This window comes from Litchfieldella xinjiangensis (assembly GCF_000759345.1).
Lineage (GTDB): Bacteria > Pseudomonadota > Gammaproteobacteria > Pseudomonadales > Halomonadaceae > Litchfieldella_A > Litchfieldella_A xinjiangensis.
In genome coordinates, this window is record NZ_JPZL01000002.1 from 381,999 (window position 1) to 397,445 (window position 15,447).

General features: G+C 64.3%; 16 protein-coding genes. 14 read left to right on the forward strand and 2 right to left on the reverse strand.

Going from position 1 to position 15,447, the window contains the following annotated elements; all coding sequences use genetic code 11:
• From JH15_RS09275 to JH15_RS09335, 13 genes are all read left to right on the forward strand, one after another.
• A complete protein-coding gene (locus JH15_RS09275; protein ID WP_043529631.1) occupies positions 1–2,286 on the forward strand; it encodes a bifunctional salicylyl-CoA 5-hydroxylase/oxidoreductase in 2,286 nt (761 codons plus the stop codon).
• On the forward strand, positions 2,283–3,047 hold the full coding sequence (locus tag JH15_RS09280) for an SDR family NAD(P)-dependent oxidoreductase (RefSeq protein WP_197053299.1): 765 nt from the start codon (positions 2,283–2,285) through the stop codon (positions 3,045–3,047). Before JH15_RS09275 ends, JH15_RS09280 begins: the two co-directional genes overlap by 4 nt.
• A 22-nt stretch (positions 3,048–3,069) precedes the next feature.
• Complete coding sequence (locus JH15_RS09285) at positions 3,070–3,522, forward strand: MarR family winged helix-turn-helix transcriptional regulator (RefSeq protein WP_043529633.1); 453 nt, start codon at positions 3,070–3,072, stop codon at positions 3,520–3,522.
• Complete coding sequence (locus tag JH15_RS09290; protein WP_422730556.1) at positions 3,519–4,328, forward strand: enoyl-CoA hydratase family protein; 810 nt, start codon at positions 3,519–3,521, stop codon at positions 4,326–4,328. The genes JH15_RS09285 and JH15_RS09290 overlap by 4 nt, the downstream gene beginning before the upstream one ends.
• On the forward strand, positions 4,328–5,476 hold the full coding sequence (locus tag JH15_RS09295) for an acyl-CoA dehydrogenase family protein (RefSeq protein ID WP_043529635.1): 1,149 nt from the start codon (positions 4,328–4,330) through the stop codon (positions 5,474–5,476). Before JH15_RS09290 ends, JH15_RS09295 begins: the two co-directional genes overlap by 1 nt.
• 99 nt (positions 5,477–5,575) lie before the next feature.
• The gene (locus JH15_RS09300) at positions 5,576–7,264 is read left to right on the forward strand and encodes an AMP-binding protein (RefSeq protein WP_052384009.1); all 1,689 of its coding nucleotides are present in this window, start codon (positions 5,576–5,578) and stop codon (positions 7,262–7,264) included.
• Positions 7,261–8,409, forward strand: a complete 1,149-nt coding sequence (locus JH15_RS09305; protein ID WP_043529637.1) for an ABC transporter substrate-binding protein — start codon at positions 7,261–7,263, stop codon at positions 8,407–8,409. The genes JH15_RS09300 and JH15_RS09305 overlap by 4 nt, the downstream gene beginning before the upstream one ends.
• 89 nt (positions 8,410–8,498) lie before the next feature.
• Positions 8,499–9,419, forward strand: a complete 921-nt coding sequence (locus tag JH15_RS09310) for a branched-chain amino acid ABC transporter permease (RefSeq protein WP_043529639.1) — start codon at positions 8,499–8,501, stop codon at positions 9,417–9,419.
• 16 nt (positions 9,420–9,435) lie between these two features.
• Positions 9,436–10,479 (forward strand): branched-chain amino acid ABC transporter permease, encoded by a 1,044-nt coding sequence (locus JH15_RS09315; protein WP_081948962.1) that lies wholly within the window; start codon positions 9,436–9,438, stop codon positions 10,477–10,479.
• The gene (locus JH15_RS09320) at positions 10,472–11,215 is read left to right on the forward strand and encodes an ABC transporter ATP-binding protein (RefSeq protein ID WP_043529643.1); all 744 of its coding nucleotides are present in this window, start codon (positions 10,472–10,474) and stop codon (positions 11,213–11,215) included. The genes JH15_RS09315 and JH15_RS09320 overlap by 8 nt, the downstream gene beginning before the upstream one ends.
• A gap of 1 nt (position 11,216) precedes the next feature.
• Positions 11,217–11,897 (forward strand): ABC transporter ATP-binding protein, encoded by a 681-nt coding sequence (locus JH15_RS09325; RefSeq protein WP_043529645.1) that lies wholly within the window; start codon positions 11,217–11,219, stop codon positions 11,895–11,897.
• 12 nt (positions 11,898–11,909) lie between these two features.
• Positions 11,910–12,323 (forward strand): acyl-CoA thioesterase, encoded by a 414-nt coding sequence (locus JH15_RS09330; RefSeq protein ID WP_043529646.1) that lies wholly within the window; start codon positions 11,910–11,912, stop codon positions 12,321–12,323.
• Positions 12,324–12,327: 4 nt separating this feature from the next.
• Complete coding sequence (locus tag JH15_RS09335; protein WP_043529648.1) at positions 12,328–12,735, forward strand: RidA family protein; 408 nt, start codon at positions 12,328–12,330, stop codon at positions 12,733–12,735.
• A 7-nt stretch (positions 12,736–12,742) separates the two neighbouring features.
• Here JH15_RS09335 and JH15_RS09340 read toward each other — a convergent pair whose 3' ends face one another.
• Positions 12,743–13,591, reverse strand: coding sequence for an alpha/beta hydrolase (locus JH15_RS09340; protein ID WP_043529650.1), 849 nt, complete (start codon positions 13,589–13,591; stop codon positions 12,743–12,745).
• Positions 13,592–13,756: 165 nt separating this feature from the next.
• Here JH15_RS09340 and JH15_RS09345 point away from each other — a divergent pair, with 165 nt between their 5' ends.
• Positions 13,757–14,644, forward strand: coding sequence for an NAD(P)-dependent oxidoreductase (locus JH15_RS09345; protein WP_043529652.1), 888 nt, complete (start codon positions 13,757–13,759; stop codon positions 14,642–14,644).
• Here JH15_RS09345 and JH15_RS09350 read toward each other — a convergent pair.
• Entirely contained in the window at positions 14,627–15,403 is a 777-nt protein-coding gene (locus JH15_RS09350; protein ID WP_052384010.1) for a PEP-CTERM/exosortase system-associated acyltransferase, read from the reverse strand. The two genes, JH15_RS09345 and JH15_RS09350, sit on opposite strands and share 18 nt — an antisense overlap.
• Positions 15,404–15,447 lie beyond the last annotated feature (44 nt).

Here is a 15,447-nt window from a genome sequence, read left to right on the forward strand (position 1 = left end):
ATGAATATCGCGTGTCTCGGCGGCGGTCCAGCCGGCCTGTACTTCGCCATCAGCATGAAATTGCGTGAGCCCGACCACCGCATCGTGGTCATCGAGCGCAACCGTGCCGACGATACCTTCGGCTGGGGGGTGGTGTTGTCCGACGAGACCCTCGACAACCTGGCTGCCAACGACAGCGTCAGCGCCGAGCGTATTCGCGAGCATTTCGCCTACTGGGACGACATCGCGGTCATCCATGGCGGCGTCAAGACCCTTTCCACCGGGCATGGTTTCTGCGGGGTCGGGCGTCGGCAACTGTTGATTCTGCTACAGCAGCGGGCTCGCGAATTGGGAATCGAACTGCGCTTCGAGACGCCGTTCGACGCCGAAGATGTGGATGGTTATCGCCGTGAGTTCGATCTGGTGGTTGGAGCCGACGGGATTCATTCCCGGGTTCGCCAGCGCTACGCTGACCACTTCCTTCCCAACATCGAGACGCGGGCCTGCAAGTTCGTGTGGCTCGGCACCCGCCAGACCTTCGACGACGCTTTCACGTTCATCTTCGAGCGCACCGAGCATGGTTGGGTATGGGCACATGCCTATCAGTTCGATGCCGATACCGCGACCTTCATCGTCGAGTGCAGCGAGGCGACGTGGCAGGCATTCGGCTTCGGCGAGATGAGCCAGGAAGAGAGTATTGCCGTGTGCGAGCGCATCTTCGCGCGCCACCTGGGCGGCCATGGCTTGATGAGCAATGCCAAGCATGTGCGCGGCTCGGCATGGATCAACTTTCCGCGGGTGCTGTGCGAGAAATGGCGGTACGAGAACGTGGTATTGATGGGCGACGCTGCCGCCACGGCGCATTTCTCCATCGGCTCCGGCACCAAGCTGGCGCTGGAAAGCGCCATCGCCCTGGCCGAGTACCTGCATCGCGAGCCGGACATGACCGCGGCCTTCGTCCGCTACGAGGACGAGCGTCGCCTCGAGGTGCTGCGCCTGCAATCGGCGGCGCGCAACTCCACCGAATGGTTCGAGCAGGTCGAGCGCTATCTCGATCTCGATCCGGTGCAGTTCAACTACGCGCTGCTGACCCGTTCGCAGCGTATCAGCCATGAGAATCTGCGCCTGCGCGATCCCGAGTGGCTGGCCAGCGCCGAAACATGGTTCCAGCAGCAGGCCGGCAATACCGGCAGCCGCCGTGCACCGATGTTCGCCCCCTTCACGCTACGCGGCCTGAGCCTTGCCAACCGGGTAGTGGTCTCGCCCATGGCCCAGTACAAGGCGCGCGAGGGGTGCCCCACCGACTGGCACTTCGTTCACTACGCCGAGCGTGCCAAGGGCGGCGCCGGGCTGATCTACACCGAAATGACCTGTGTGAGCCCTGAGGGACGCATCACGCCGGGGTGCCCCGGGCTATACGCCCCGGAACATGAGGCGGCCTGGAAACGACTCTGCGATTTTGTGCATGCCGAAACCCCGGCCAAGCTGTGCGCTCAAATCGGTCATTCGGGGCCCAAGGGCTCGACCCAACTGGGTTGGCAGGAGATGGACGCGCCCCTGGAGGCAGGCAATTGGCCGTTGCTGGCCGCCTCCGAGGTTGCCTGGTCCGAGCGCAACCAGGTGCCCAAGGCCATGGACCTGGACGACATGCACCGGGTCCGTGCCCAATTCGTGGCCGCGGCCCAGATGGCCGAGCGCGCCGGCTTCGACATGCTCGAAATTCATGCCGCCCACGGCTATTTGCTGTCATCGTTCATTTCGCCGCTGACCAACCGTCGCGATGATGAATACGGCGGCTCGCTGGACAATCGCATGCGCTTTCCGCTGGAGGTGTTCCATGCCGTGCGAGGGGTATGGCCCGACGCCAAGCCCATCTCGGTGCGTATCTCTGCCACCGACTGGGTGGACGAGGACGGGGTGACGCCGGAAGAGGCGGTCGAGATCGCTCGCCGCCTCAAGGCGGCCGGGGTGGATATCTGCGATGTCTCGGCCGGCCAGACCTCGACCCGTGCGCGCCCGGTCTACGGCCGCATGTTCCAGACCCCTTTTTCCGACCGCATTCGCAACGAGGTGGGTATGCCGACCATGGCGGTGGGCAACATCTACGAGCCCGACCACGTCAATTCGATCCTGATGGCGGGGCGGGCCGACCTGGTCTGCCTGGCCCGCCCGCATCTCGCCGATCCCTACTGGACGCTGCATGCCGCGGCGCGCCTGAACGATCGTGAAGTGCAGTGGCCCGCGCCCTATCTGGCCGGCCGCGATCAGCTGTATCGACTGGCCGAACGCAACGAGGCCCCGGCATGAGCCAACTCAACAGTAGCCCGCACGACATGACCGACAAGCGCGTGGTGATCACCGGCGGTGGCTCCGGTATCGGTGCCGACATGGCGCTCGGCTTCGCCAACGCCGGGGCCCGCGTCACCATCGTCGGGCGTCGTCGTGAGGCGCTCGAGGCAGTGGCCGCCAAGCAGGCCGGCATCGAGATTCGCGTGGCCGACGTGACCAACGAGGCTGCCGTGGTCGGGCTGTTCGCGACCCTCGGTAAGGTCGATGTGGTGGTGGCCAATGCCGGTGCGGCCGAGAGCGCGCCGCTGGAGAAAACCGAGCTCGACCAGTGGCAGCGCATGCTCGACGTCAACCTGACCGGGGTGTTCCTGACCCTTCGAGAAGGATTGAAGCACCTCGACAGCGGCGGACGCCTGCTGGCTGTGGCGTCCACCGCGGGCCTCAAGGGGTACGCCTACGTCGGGGCCTACTGCGCCGCCAAGCATGGCGTGGTCGGCCTGGTGCGCGCCCTGGCCCAGGAGACCGCCCAGCGCGGCATTACCGTCAATGCCCTGTGCCCAGGATTTACCGAGACCCCACTGCTCGAGGCGAGTATCGACAGCATCGTCGACAAGACCGGGCGCAACGCCGAGCAGGCGCGCGCGCACTTCACCCGAACCAATCCCACTGGCCGACTGATCCAACCGGCCGATGTGACGGCGACCGCCTTGTGGCTGTGCAGTCCCGGTAGCGAGGCTATCACTGGCCAGGCCCTGTCGATTTCCGGAGGTGAGATTTGACTGCAAGACAGGAGAGGGCGGCATGAGCCCCCAGACCACCAGCAAGGAACGCCTGCGCCTGTGGCTGCGCATGCTACGCGTGACGCGGCAGATCGAGGCCGAACTGCGCGAGCGGCTGCGCCTCCAGTTCGACAGCACCCTGCCGCGCTTCGATGTCATGGCAGCACTGCAGCGCCACGCCGAGGGGCTCAAGATGAACGAATTGTCACGCCAGTTGCGTGTCTCCAACGGCAACGTCACCGGCATCGTCAATCGCCTGGTGGAGGACGGCTTCATCGACCGCATCGCCATCGAGGGCGACCGTCGTGCCACTCGGGTGTGCCTCACGGCCCGTGGCCGCGACGCCTTCGGTGAAATGGCCGAAGCCCACGAGGCCTGGGTCAGCGAGCTGCTCGATGGCGTGACCGAGGACGAGGCCCACCATATCGGTGAAGTGCTCCACCGCCTGCCTGCCGAACCGGGAGCCGAACGATGAACATGGCCCAGCACCACCCCGAACACTTCCTCTGGCGCATGCAGGGCGAGGTGGCTGTCATCCAGCTGGCGCGCCCCGAGCGCAAGAATCCACTGACCTTCGAGAGCTATGCCGAGTTGCGCGATACCTTCCGCGACCTGGCCTATGCCGACGACGTCAAGGCGGTGGTATTCGCCGCCAACGGCGGCAACTTCTGCTCCGGCGGCGACGTGCACGACATCATCGGCCCGCTGGTGGGGCGCGACATGAAGGATCTGCTGACCTTCACCCGCATGACCGGCGACCTGGTCAAGGCGATGCTCAATTGCGGCAAGCCGATCACCGCCGCCATCGACGGCATCTGTGTCGGGGCGGGAGCGATCATCGCTATGGCCTCCGACATTCGCTTCGCCACGCCCGAGGCCAAGACCGCCTTCCTGTTCACCCGGGTCGGGCTGGCCGGCTGCGACATGGGGGCCTGTGCGATCCTGCCGCGCATCATCGGCCAAGGCCGCGCCGCGGACCTGCTTTACAGCGGGCGCAGCATGAGTGCGGAGGAGGGCCATGCCTGGGGCTTCTATAACCGGCTGATCGACGCCGAGCAGCTCGAAGCCGCAGCACTGGAATACGCGCAACGGCTCAGCGAGGGCCCTACCTTCGCCCACGGCATCACCAAGACGCAGCTCAACCAGGAGTGGTCGATGAGCTTGGAACAGGCGATTGAAGCCGAAGCCCAGGCCCAGGCGATCTGCATGCAGACACGTGACTTCGAACGCGCCTATCGCGCCTTCGTGGCCAAGCAGAAACCCCAGTTCGGAGGTGACTGATGAGCGATCGCAGCTTCCTGCAATGGCCCTTCTTCGAGGAACGCCACCGCGAGATGGCCGAGCGCCTCGAGGCGTGGTGCGAGACGCACCTGCCGGTCGCCCATGATGAGGTGGACGATGCCTGCGTCGGGCTGGTCGGCGCGCTCGGCGAGGCCGGGTTCCTGCGTCATTCCGCAGGGGAGGCCATCGACGTGCGAACCCTGTGTCTGCTGCGCGAGACCCTGGCGCGCCACGACGGCCTGGCGGATTTCGCCTTCGCCATGCAGGGCCTGGGTACGGGGGCAATCAGTCTCTACGGCACACCGGAACAACGCCAATGGCTCGACAGGACGCGCAGCGGCCAGGCCCTGGCTGCCTTCGCTCTGAGCGAACCGCGTTCGGGCTCGGATGTGGCGAATATCGAAACGACGGCCACCCGGGACGCCGATGGCTTCGTGCTCAATGGCGAAAAGACCTGGATTTCCAATGGCGGCATCGCCGATGTCTATACCGTATTCGCCCGGACCGGCGAGGCGCCCGGGGCCAAGGGGCTTTCTGCTTTCTTGGTGCCCGCCGACACGCCCGGGTTCGAGATACGCGAGCGTCTCGAGACCATCGCGCCGCACCCCTTGGCCCGTCTCGGGTTTCGCGACATGCGCCTGCCGCGCGAGAGCCTGATCGGCGAGGCAGGGCAGGGCTTCAAGATCGCCATGTCGGTGCTCGACGTGTTCCGCTCCACGGTGGGCGCCGCGGCACTGGGCTTTGCGCGGCGTGCCCTGGACGAATCGCTGGATCGCTGTCGTCATCGTGAATTGTTCGGTGGGCCGCTGGCCGACCTGCAATTGGTTCAGGGGCATCTTGCCGACATGGCACTCGATGTCGATGCGGCTGCCCTGCTGATCTACCGCGCAGCGTGGACCAAGGATCAGGGGGCCGAGCGGGTGACGCGGGAGGCGGCCATGGCCAAGCTCTACGCCACCGATCGCGCCCAGCAGGTCATCGACAAGGCGGTGCAGTTGCATGGCGGTGACGGGGTGCGCAAGGGCCATATCGTGGAGAGCCTGTATCGCGAGATCCGGGCCTTGCGTATCTACGAGGGTGCCTCGGACGTCCAGAAAGTCGTCATTGCGCGTAACGTCCTGGAGAGTCGCGCCCTGGCGGGAGGATAGCGATACCGTACGACAAGCATTCGAGAAACGAAGCAGACACAACAACAATCACGCCGTCGGCACACAACAACAATAATGCCCAACCCTGGAGAAATCGCGATGTCGGGAATCTCTGCCCATGTCGACACCTTTACCCGGGATAACCTGCCGCCCCGCGAGCAGTGGCCCGACCTTCTGCTGGCGGGGTTCGATTACCCCGACCAGCTCAATGCCGCCGTCGAACTCAGCGATCGCCAGGTCGAACGTGGCCATGGCGAGCGCATCGCACTGATCGGCAATGGACGACAGCGCACCTACCGCGAACTCACCGAATGGACCAACCGCCTGGCCCATGCCCTGGTCGACGACTATGGTCTCAAGCCCGGCAACCGCGTGCTGATCCGCTCCGCCAACAACCCCGCCATGGTCGCCTGCTGGCTGGCGGTGACAAAGGTCGGTGCCGTAGCGGTCAATACCATGCCCATGCTGAGGGCCGGGGAGCTGTCCCAGATCGTCGACAAGGCCCGGATTTCTCACGCCCTGTGCGATACCCGACTGCTCGGGGAACTCGAGACCTGTGCTGAGAGCAGTGCCTTTCTACAACAGGTCGTGGGCTTCGACGGCACGGCGAGCCACGACGCCGAGCTCGACCGCGCCGCACTGGGCAAGCCCAGCCACTTCAAGGCAGCCGACACCTCCCAGGATGACGTCGCGCTGCTGGCATTCACCTCGGGGACCACGGGCGAGCCTAAGGCCACCATGCACTTTCATCGTGACCTGCTGATCATCGCCGACGGTTATGCCCGTGAGGTGTTGAAGGTCACGCCGGATGATGTGTTCGTGGGCTCGCCGCCCCTGGCCTTTACGTTCGGGCTCGGCGGTCTGGCGATCTTTCCGTTGCGTTTCGGGGCCACCGCCACGCTGTTGGAGAAGGCCTCCCCGCCCAATATGATCGAGATTATCGAGACCTATCGGGCGACCATATCGTTTACGGCGCCTACGGCCTACCGTGTTATGTTGCAAGCGATGGAGGGCGGGGCCGACCTGTCGAGCCTGCGTATCGCGGTGTCGGCCGGCGAGACCCTGCCGGCCCCCATCTTCGAGGCCTGGACGCAGAAGACCGGCAAGCCGATGCTCGACGGTATCGGGGCCACCGAGATGCTGCATATCTTCATTACCAACCACCTCGAGGATGCCTGCCCCGGTTGTACCGGCAAGCCGGTGTCCGGTTACGAGGCGCGTATCGTCGATAGCCAGATGCGTACGCTGTCACCGGGTGAAATCGGCCGGCTGGCCGTGCGCGGCCCGACCGGTTGCCGTTACCTCGCCGATCCCCGTCAGGCCAAGTACGTGGTCGACGGCTGGAATCTCACCGGGGACAGTTTCGTTCAGGACGCCCAGGGTTATTTCCATTTCGCGGCGCGCAGCGATGACATGATCGTCTCGGCGGGGTACAACATTGCTGGACCGGAAGTCGAAGCCGCATTGCTGGCGCATCCCGACGTGCAGGAGTGTGCCGTGATCGGGGCGCCCGACGAGGCCCGGGGGCAGATCGTCGCGGCCTTCGTGGTTCTGGCGCCGGGAGTCGATGCCGACGCGGCGTGCGTCAAATGCTTGCAGGATTTCGTCAAGCAGTCCCTGGCGCCCTACAAGTACCCGCGTTCGGTGCGTTTTCTCGAAGCCTTGCCCAAGACGGCCACCGGCAAGATCCAGCGGTTTCGTCTGAAACAGCAGTACACCGTATCGGCATCCGGCAACCACACGACATCGAGCGACAACAACAGGCATATCCAAGGGGATCTCACATGAAGACGTTGAACACACTCGGCCTCGGCCTTCTGCTGTCGTCCAGCCTGGTCTCGCTGCAGGCCCAGGCCGAGGACGTCAAAATCGGCATGATCACCACGCTGTCCGGCGGCGGCTCGCACCTGGGTGTGGACACGCGCGACGGCTTCCTGCTGGCCGTCGAGCAGGCCGGTCGCGACGATGTCGAGGTGCTGGTCAAGGACGATGCCCAGAAGCCGGATGTCGCCAAGAGCCTGGCTGACGAGTTCATGCAGCGCGACAATGTCGACCTGCTCACCGGGATCATCTTCTCGAACCTGGCCATGGCGGTCGTGCCCGGCACCGTTCGCCAGGGGACGTTCTATATCTCGCCCAACGCCGGCCCGTCCGACCTGGCGGGTCGCATGTGCCACGAGAATTACTTCAACGTCGCCTACCAGAACGATAACCTGCACGGCGCCATGGGCGCGTACATGAAAGAGCAGGGCTTCGAGCGCCCCATCCTCCTGGCGCCCAACTACCCGGCCGGGACCGATGCACTGGCAGGCTTCAAGCATCTCTATGAAAACGAGGTGGTCGACGAGATCTATACCCAGCTCGGCCAGACCGACTACGCCGCCGAAATCGCCCAGATTCGCTCCAGCGATGCCGACAGCCTGTTCTTCTTCCTGCCCGGCGGCATGGGCATTTCGTTCATGAAACAGTGGGAGGGTTCCAGCGTCGACATGCCGGTATTCGGGGCGGCCTTCTCCTTCGACGAGACGTTGATCAAGGCCGTGGGCAGTGCCGCCATCGGTGCCAAGAACACCTCGTCCTGGGCCTATGACCTCGACAACGAGACCAATCGGGCCTTCGTCGAGAGCTACCGCGAAGCCTACGATCGCATGCCGACGCTCTACGCGGCGCAGGGCTTCGATACCGCCAACCTGATTCTGGCGGCACTGGACAAGGCGCACCCTAGCGATCAGGAGGCCTTCCGCGAAGTGCTGCGCGAAGCCGACTTCGATTCGGTACGCGGCGAGTTCCGTTTCGGCTCGAACCATCACCCGATCCAGGACATCTATGTCCGCGAGGTGGTTGAGGGTGACGACGGCCAGCCGACCAACCGCCTGGTAGGCCTGGCGATCGAAGACATCCAGGACGTCTACGCCGCCGACTGCAATATGTAAACGACTGCCCTCGGCAATACGTATAGGACCGCCGGGCCTAGCGGCCCGGCTCGCTAGACTTTGCCCAGACTCTGCCCGGGATCATCGACGTGACCCTATCGCTGCTTTTCGAACAACTCCTGAACGGCCTGCAACTGGGCACCATGCTGTTTCTGATGGCCAGTGGCCTGACCCTGGTCTTCGGGGTCATGGGACTGATCAATCTCGCCCATGGCTCGTTCTACATGGTGGGTGCCTTCGTGACGGCCTGGACCGCCGGTATGACCGGCTCGTTCTGGGTCGGCCTGGTGGCCGGCGTGCTGGCGGCAGCCGCCACGGGGGCGGTCGTCGAGTTCCTGGTGATACGGCGACTCTATCGGCGCGACCATCTGGACCAGGTGCTGGCCACCTTCGCGCTGATCCTGATCTTCTCCGAAGGCACGCGCTGGCTGTTCGGCTCTTCGCCCTTGTGGCTCAACGTCCCCGAGGTACTATCCGGGTCGGTGGCATTGCCGGGCGGTTCGCGCTATCCCGTGTTCCGGCTGGTGATCATCGGTGTGGGGGTGCTGGTGGCGGTGGGGCTGTTCCTGCTGATCTCCCGGACCCGACTCGGCATGCGCATCCGCGCCGGCGAGAGCGACCGCGAGATGATCGGCGCCCTGGGAGTCGACATCGCCAAGCTGTATACCGTGGTCTTCGCGCTAGGGGCCGGCCTGGCCGGGCTCGCGGGCTCGATGATCGGGGCGCTGCAGTCGGTCCAGGTGGGCATGGGCGAGCCGGTATTGATCCTGGCCTTCGTGGTGATCGTGATTGGCGGTATCGGCTCGATCAAAGGCGCCCTGGTGGGGGCACTATTGGTCGGCGTGGTCGATACCCTGGGCCGTATCTTCCTGCCTTCGTTGTTCAAACTGTTCATGACCACCGCCGATGCGTCCGGGGTAGGCGCGGCCATCGCGTCGATGCTGATCTATGTCCTGATGGCCTTGATCCTGGCTTTCAGGCCCAAAGGGTTGTTTGCCGCCAATGACTAGACATAGCAAGGGCATCATGCCCGAACCTGCGATGGGTGCCTTGGCCGGACCGGTGTCACTCTCGAGCGCCAGGCCCTGGCTCAACCGCGAACGCCTCATCAACGGGCTACTGCTCATGGCGCTGTTCGCGTCGCCGTTCATCGCCCAGGCGGTTGGCGAAACCTATTACATCAATCTGGCCTCGCGCATCGCCATCGTGGCCATGGCGGCCGTCGGCCTCAACCTGGCGATCGGCTACGGCGGCATGATCAGTTTCGGGCATGCCGCCTTCTTTGGCCTGGGCGGTTATGTCGCTGGTATCAGCGCCTTCCATGCCTTCGACATGAGTCTGTTATTGAGCTGGCCCATCACGCTGGGCGGCAGCGATTTCATGCCCGGTATCTGGCTGGCCGCGATGGTGCTGTGCGCCTTGCTGGCGCTGGTCATCGGGGCGATTTCGCTGCGCACCTCGGGGGTCTATTTCATCATGATCACCCTGGCGTTTGCCCAGATGCTCTATTACTTCGCAGTCTCCTGGCCGAGCTACGGGGGGGACGACGGCCTGCCGATCTACCTGCGCAACCAGTTCCCCGGGCTCAACACCAACGATCCGCTGACCTATTTCCTGATCTGCTTCGTGGCCCTGGGGTTGTCATTGGCCCTATGCGCCCGCTTGATGCGGTCGCGCTTTGGTGCGGCGCTGACCATGGCTCGGCTCAACGAGACGCGCCTGGCGACCGCGGGGATCTCGCCCTTTCCGATCCGGCTGGTGGCCTTCGTGCTCTCGGCAGTGATCACTGGGGTGGCGGGCGCGCTATTTGCCGATCTCAACGGGTTCGTCGGCCCGTCCATGCTCAGCTGGCACCGCTCCGGCGAGATCATGGTCATCGTCATTCTTGGCGGGGTGGGGCGGCTCTATGGCCCGGTGGCCGGCGCGATCCTGTTCGTGCTGATGGAGACGCTGCTCGGGGGGGTGACCGAATATTGGATGCTGTTCCTGGGATTGGTGCTGCTGGGCGTGGTGCTGTTCGCCCGCGGTGGCCTGATGGGCTTGCTGGCAGGGAGGGCACGCCATGAGTGAGGCCGTGCTCGAACTCAGGAACCTGCACAAGCGATTCGGCGCCCTGCAAGCGACGCGTGACGTCACGCTCGACCTGCGTCCAGGTGAGATCCATGCCCTGATCGGGCCCAATGGCGCCGGCAAGTCGACCCTGATTGGCCAGATCGCCGGGCACATCGCCCCCGATGAGGGTCAGATTCGATTGTCGGCCGAAGATATAACCGGCTTGAGCGTCGCCGAGCGTGCCCGGCGAGGGCTGGGGCGTAGCTTTCAGGTCTCGTCGCTGGCCGATTCGCTCAGTGTGTTGCGTAACGTGATGGTCGCCGTTCAGGCCATTCAGGGTCACAGCTTTCGCTTCTGGAAACCGGTGGATCGCGATGCGAGCCTGATCGAGCCGGCGCGGGCCGCCATCGCTCGCATGCAACTCTCGTCGCGGGCCGATACGCCGGTCTCCGAGTTGTCCCATGGCGAGCGACGCCAGGTCGAAGTGGCCTGTGCGCTGGCGCTCAACCCCCGCGCGCTGCTGCTGGACGAGCCCATGGCCGGTTTGGGGCCGGAGGGTTCATTGAAGCTCACCGAACTGCTCGAGACCCTCAAATTGGAAGTGCCGATCCTGCTGATCGAGCACGATATGGATGCCGTGTTTCGTCTGGCGGATCGTGTCACGGTGCTGGTATCGGGCGAGGTGATTGCCCATGGCACCTGTGACGAAATCCGTACGCACCCGCGCGTCCGCGAAGCCTACCTGGGAGACTGAGATGCTGCGTATCGCCGGACTGGAAACCTTCTACGGCCCCTCTCAGGCGTTGTTTGGCGTCGATCTCGACGTGGCCGCGGGCGAAATGGTGGCCTTGATGGGGCGCAACGGTATGGGCAAGACCACCACCATTCGCTCCCTGTTCGGGCTGACGCCCGCGGCACGCGGCACCGTCGAATTCGAGTCGCGAGATGTGCGTCGCCTCCCGGCGTATCGTATCGCCCGCCTTGGGCTGGGGCTGGTGCCGGAGGGGCGACGCTGTTTTCCCAATCTGAGCGTACGCGAAAACCTGCAGGCGACGGCACGCGCCGGCGAATGGGGCCTGGCCCGCGTCGAACGGCTTTTCCCGCGCCTGGCCGAGCGCGCCACCCAATCGGCGCGCACCCTGTCCGGCGGGGAACAGCAAATGCTGGCCATCGGTCGCGCCTTGATGACCAACCCCCGTCTGCTGGTGCTCGACGAGGCCACCGAAGGATTGGCGCCGGTCATCCGCAAGGAGATCTGGGTTGCCATACGCACACTGAAAGAGCAGGGCCAATCGACACTGATCGTCGACAAGACCCTGTCCGAACTGCTGCCCGTGGTCGATCGCTGCATCATCCTGGAAAAGGGGCTGACCGCCTGGCGCGGCTTGCCCAGCGAACTGGACGACACCATCCGCGACCGTTACCTGGGCGTCTGACGAGGAGACCGCATGGCTTACGTAACCCACTGCAAGGTACGCTTTCAGCACTGCGACCCGGCCGCGATCGTCTTCTATCCGCGCTATTTCGAGATGATCAATTCGGCGGTGGAGGACTATTTCGCCGATGTCGTCGAGGCGGACTTCAACAGCATGCATGTCGAGGGACACGTCGGGGTGCCTACCGTGTCGCTCGAGACGCAGTTTCACGCGCCAAGCCGCCTGGGCGAGGTCCTCAGCTTCAGCGTCGCTCCCACGGCGGTGGGCGCCACCAGCCTGACCCTGGCCATCCACGCCCATTGCGGCGATCACCACCGGGTGAGCTGTCGGCTCACCCTGGTCTATGTCTACATGACGACCGGCCGCCCCGTCCCATGGCCCGACCCCATGCGCCAACGCTTCGTCACCGAGCCTGAAAAAGGATAATTCCATGGATGCACGCCCCGTCCACGAGCAGTTACACCCCTCCCACTGGAAGGCCGCGGTGGGCTATGCGAACGGCATGCTTGCCGAAGGCCGGATGGTCTTCGTGGGTGGCCAGATCGGCTGGAACGGCGACCAGGTCTTCGAGTCCGACGATTTCGTCGCCCAGATCAAGCAGGCGCTGGAAAACATCGTTGCCGTGCTGAAGGAAGCCGACGCTCGCCCTGAACACTTGGTACGGCTGACGTGGTACGTCATCGACAAGCATGAGTACCTGGCACGCCTCAAGGAGATCGGGCAAGCCTACCGCGCCGTGCTGGGCAAGCACTTCCCCGCCATGACCATGGTCCAGGTTGCCGGTCTGATCGAAGACCGCGCGAAGGTCGAGATAGAAGCGACCGCCGTCGTGTCTTGAGCGTTTTCTATGCGCTGAGCCGCTTGAGGGTCGCGGCGAATTCTCCCTCGGGGCGGTAGTGATCGAGAATCGAGAAGTGATCGTCGCCGGGCATCGACTCGGCCTCGACCGGCACATCGTATCGACGAAGGTGCTCGCCATGGGCGTGCATCTGCCGGGTGAATTCCTCTGACTCCCGGCTCCCCGCCGTCAAATGGACGGGGGCCGCCACGCGGGGTGACAGGAACAGCGGACTGTAGTTAGCCACCTCGCGTCCGGTCAGTTGCAGCTTGGGCTGAAGCCAGGAGTAGGGGAAAGGCCGCAGGTCGTAGAGACCGCTGATGGCCAGTGTCCCCTTTATCAGCGTGGAGGGCAGGCCGAAGACCCCCTCCCAGTCGGTTGCGGCGAGCATGGCGCAAACATGGCCACCGGCCGAATGCCCCGAGACCGTCAGGCGTTCAGGGTCGGCACCCCAGGCGTCGGCATGGCGGTAAAGCCACGCCAGTGCGGCCTGGCATTGGCGAACCAGTTCGCTGAACGGCACCGCCGGGCACAGGGCATAGTTGACTACCGCGACATTCAGCCCGGCGTCCACCAACCCCTCCGCGACGAACGAGAATTCCTTGTGGCTCAGTGCGCGCCAATAACCGCCATGGAAGAATACGTGTAGCGGGGCGTCGGGCGCGGCGGCGGGAAACAGGTCCAGGCGCTCGGCCAGGGTGGGGCCGTAGGGGATGTCTTCATGCACGGCCAGATGTGCTCGCGTCTCGGCACTACGCTGCTGCCACTCGGACAGCAAGGCGGCCCCGTCGCGCCCACGCATGGGATCATACTGGGCATCGATCTGTTCCTGAGTAGCGAAATCGCGATAGAGCATCGGGCTGTCTCGTTTTGGCGTCCTGAATACGATATCAGCATTCCCCGGTCCATTGGCGTTGGCTCTGGCTACGACCAAGGTTTACCCAGGTGAGGCGATGTTATGCATGCGTCGCGTAGCGGTGTCCGGCTATGGTGAAGGTCTCCCTCGTTACAGGAAACGGCCATGGCGTCTAACTATAGAATCGGCTTGATCGGTGTTGGCCTCATGGGCCACGGTATCGCGCGTAATCTGCTGTTGCATGGCCATTCACTGGCCTTCCTGGAACACCCCGGCAACCAGCCGGTCGATGACCTGCTGGCGCAGGGGGCCGAACCCCGAAATTCTGCAAGCGACGTGGCCGTTGAGGCCGACGTCGTGATGCTCTGCGTGACCGGCACGCCCCAGGTCGAGGCCGTGCTGTTCGAATCGAACGGGGTGCTCGCAGGGCTGCGCCCCGGCACGATCGTCATCGACTGTTCGACGGCGATTCCTGACTCCACCCGAGCCATCGCCGAGCGCGTGGCCGAGCGCGGCGGACGCTTCATGGACGCCGCCATGACGCGTACGCCCAAGGAGGCCGAGGCAGGGCGGCTCAACCTGATCGTCGGGGCCACGGACGACTTGTTCGCCGAGGTGCGTCCTTTGCTCGAGTGCATTGCCGAGGTCATCACCCATGTCGGCCCGGTGGGAAGCGGCCATCAGGTCAAGCTATTGCACAATTTCGTCTCACTGGGCTTTTCCGCCGTATTGGCGGAAGCCGCCGCCGTTGCTCGCGACGCCGGTATTTCACGGGAGGCATTCGTCGAGGTGTTGGGCAACGGGGGCGGCGGTGGGGTGGTCTTCGAGCGTCTCAAGCCTTTCGTGTTGGCCGACGACGCCTCGGGCTTCCGTTTTTCTCTGGCCAATGCCCACAAGGATCTGGGCTACTACACCGAAATGGTCGATACCCTGGGCGCTGCGCATGGTGTGGCGGAGGGCATCGATGCACTTTATCGTCATATGAACGAGCAGGGGCACGGCGAGGCTGCCGTACCCGAATTGGTGCGATTATTGTCAACGCGAGAGGGCTGATCGGCCCCTTGCCTCGACAGGGGCCCGGTACTGCTCCCCCAGTTCCTGCTCGATGGTTTCATACAGCGATCGTAATCCCGGTACCAGCGAGCGCACGGCCTGCCGCTGGTCGATGTAATAGGGGGCCCTGGGACCTTGGTAATCCACCAGGGCACCGACCCGTTCGAAGCGCAGCCCGGAAAGGGCCAGCAGCCGGGCAAAGCGGGGCTCCATCATGGCGAACACATGAGGGCGTTCAAGCAGCCCCACCAGCGCGGTCGCAGTCAGAAACAGGCTGACACCGACCAGTGAGAAAGTACGTGTCTCTTCTTCCGAATAGGTTTGGGCTCGCGCGTCCTCGAGGCTCAAGTCGGCCCCGCCCAGCCGGTGGCGAAAATAGCTGGGTACGGCCAGGCGAGACACTTCACAGATCTCTTCGCGAGGAAAGAGGTCGGGACGCAGCTGGGGGTGATCGAGGCTCGCTGCGCAGTGATGTTCAAGGGGTAACCGGTCGAGCGGATGAGGTGCGTCGGCGCAAGGCACGACCAGGCGCATACAGCCAGCGATGGCCCCGGTACGACGGTGTTCCACCAGACACAGCAGCGCTTGCGTGTCGTATTCGTCGCGCTCTTGGTGGGTATCCGCCTCGCGCAGAAACGTACGGTAATTCAGCTCGCGGAGGAACACGTCGTAGCGGACCTGATAGGCCAGGGTGCGTTCCTCGTCGGTCCTGGCGAGGCGAAAGCGAAAGTGGTCCGGGAAACGGGTCGCGGTACTCATGGGAAGTCCCTTTGTCGTTATGGTTCTGCATTCCTTGCATCAAC

Coding starts and splice junctions, on each gene's coding strand:
- JH15_RS09305 (WP_043529637.1), top strand. CDS start 7,261: ATGAAGACGTTGAACACACTCGGCCTCGGCCTTCTGCTGTCGTCCAGC.
- JH15_RS09300 (WP_052384009.1), top strand. CDS start 5,576: ATGTCGGGAATCTCTGCCCATGTCGACACCTTTACCCGGGATAACCTG.
- JH15_RS09275 (WP_043529631.1), top strand. CDS start 1: ATGAATATCGCGTGTCTCGGCGGCGGTCCAGCCGGCCTGTACTTCGCC.
- JH15_RS09285 (WP_043529633.1), top strand. CDS start 3,070: ATGAGCCCCCAGACCACCAGCAAGGAACGCCTGCGCCTGTGGCTGCGC.
- JH15_RS09335 (WP_043529648.1), top strand. CDS start 12,328: ATGGATGCACGCCCCGTCCACGAGCAGTTACACCCCTCCCACTGGAAG.
- JH15_RS09325 (WP_043529645.1), top strand. CDS start 11,217: ATGCTGCGTATCGCCGGACTGGAAACCTTCTACGGCCCCTCTCAGGCG.
- JH15_RS09280 (WP_197053299.1), top strand. CDS start 2,283: ATGAGCCAACTCAACAGTAGCCCGCACGACATGACCGACAAGCGCGTG.
- JH15_RS09340 (WP_043529650.1), bottom strand. CDS start 13,591: ATGCTCTATCGCGATTTCGCTACTCAGGAACAGATCGATGCCCAGTAT.
- JH15_RS09290 (WP_422730556.1), top strand. CDS start 3,519: ATGAACATGGCCCAGCACCACCCCGAACACTTCCTCTGGCGCATGCAG.
- JH15_RS09315 (WP_081948962.1), top strand. CDS start 9,436: ATGCCCGAACCTGCGATGGGTGCCTTGGCCGGACCGGTGTCACTCTCG.
- JH15_RS09330 (WP_043529646.1), top strand. CDS start 11,910: ATGGCTTACGTAACCCACTGCAAGGTACGCTTTCAGCACTGCGACCCG.
- JH15_RS09345 (WP_043529652.1), top strand. CDS start 13,757: ATGGCGTCTAACTATAGAATCGGCTTGATCGGTGTTGGCCTCATGGGC.
- JH15_RS09350 (WP_052384010.1), bottom strand. CDS start 15,403: ATGAGTACCGCGACCCGTTTCCCGGACCACTTTCGCTTTCGCCTCGCC.
- JH15_RS09295 (WP_043529635.1), top strand. CDS start 4,328: ATGAGCGATCGCAGCTTCCTGCAATGGCCCTTCTTCGAGGAACGCCAC.
- JH15_RS09320 (WP_043529643.1), top strand. CDS start 10,472: ATGAGTGAGGCCGTGCTCGAACTCAGGAACCTGCACAAGCGATTCGGC.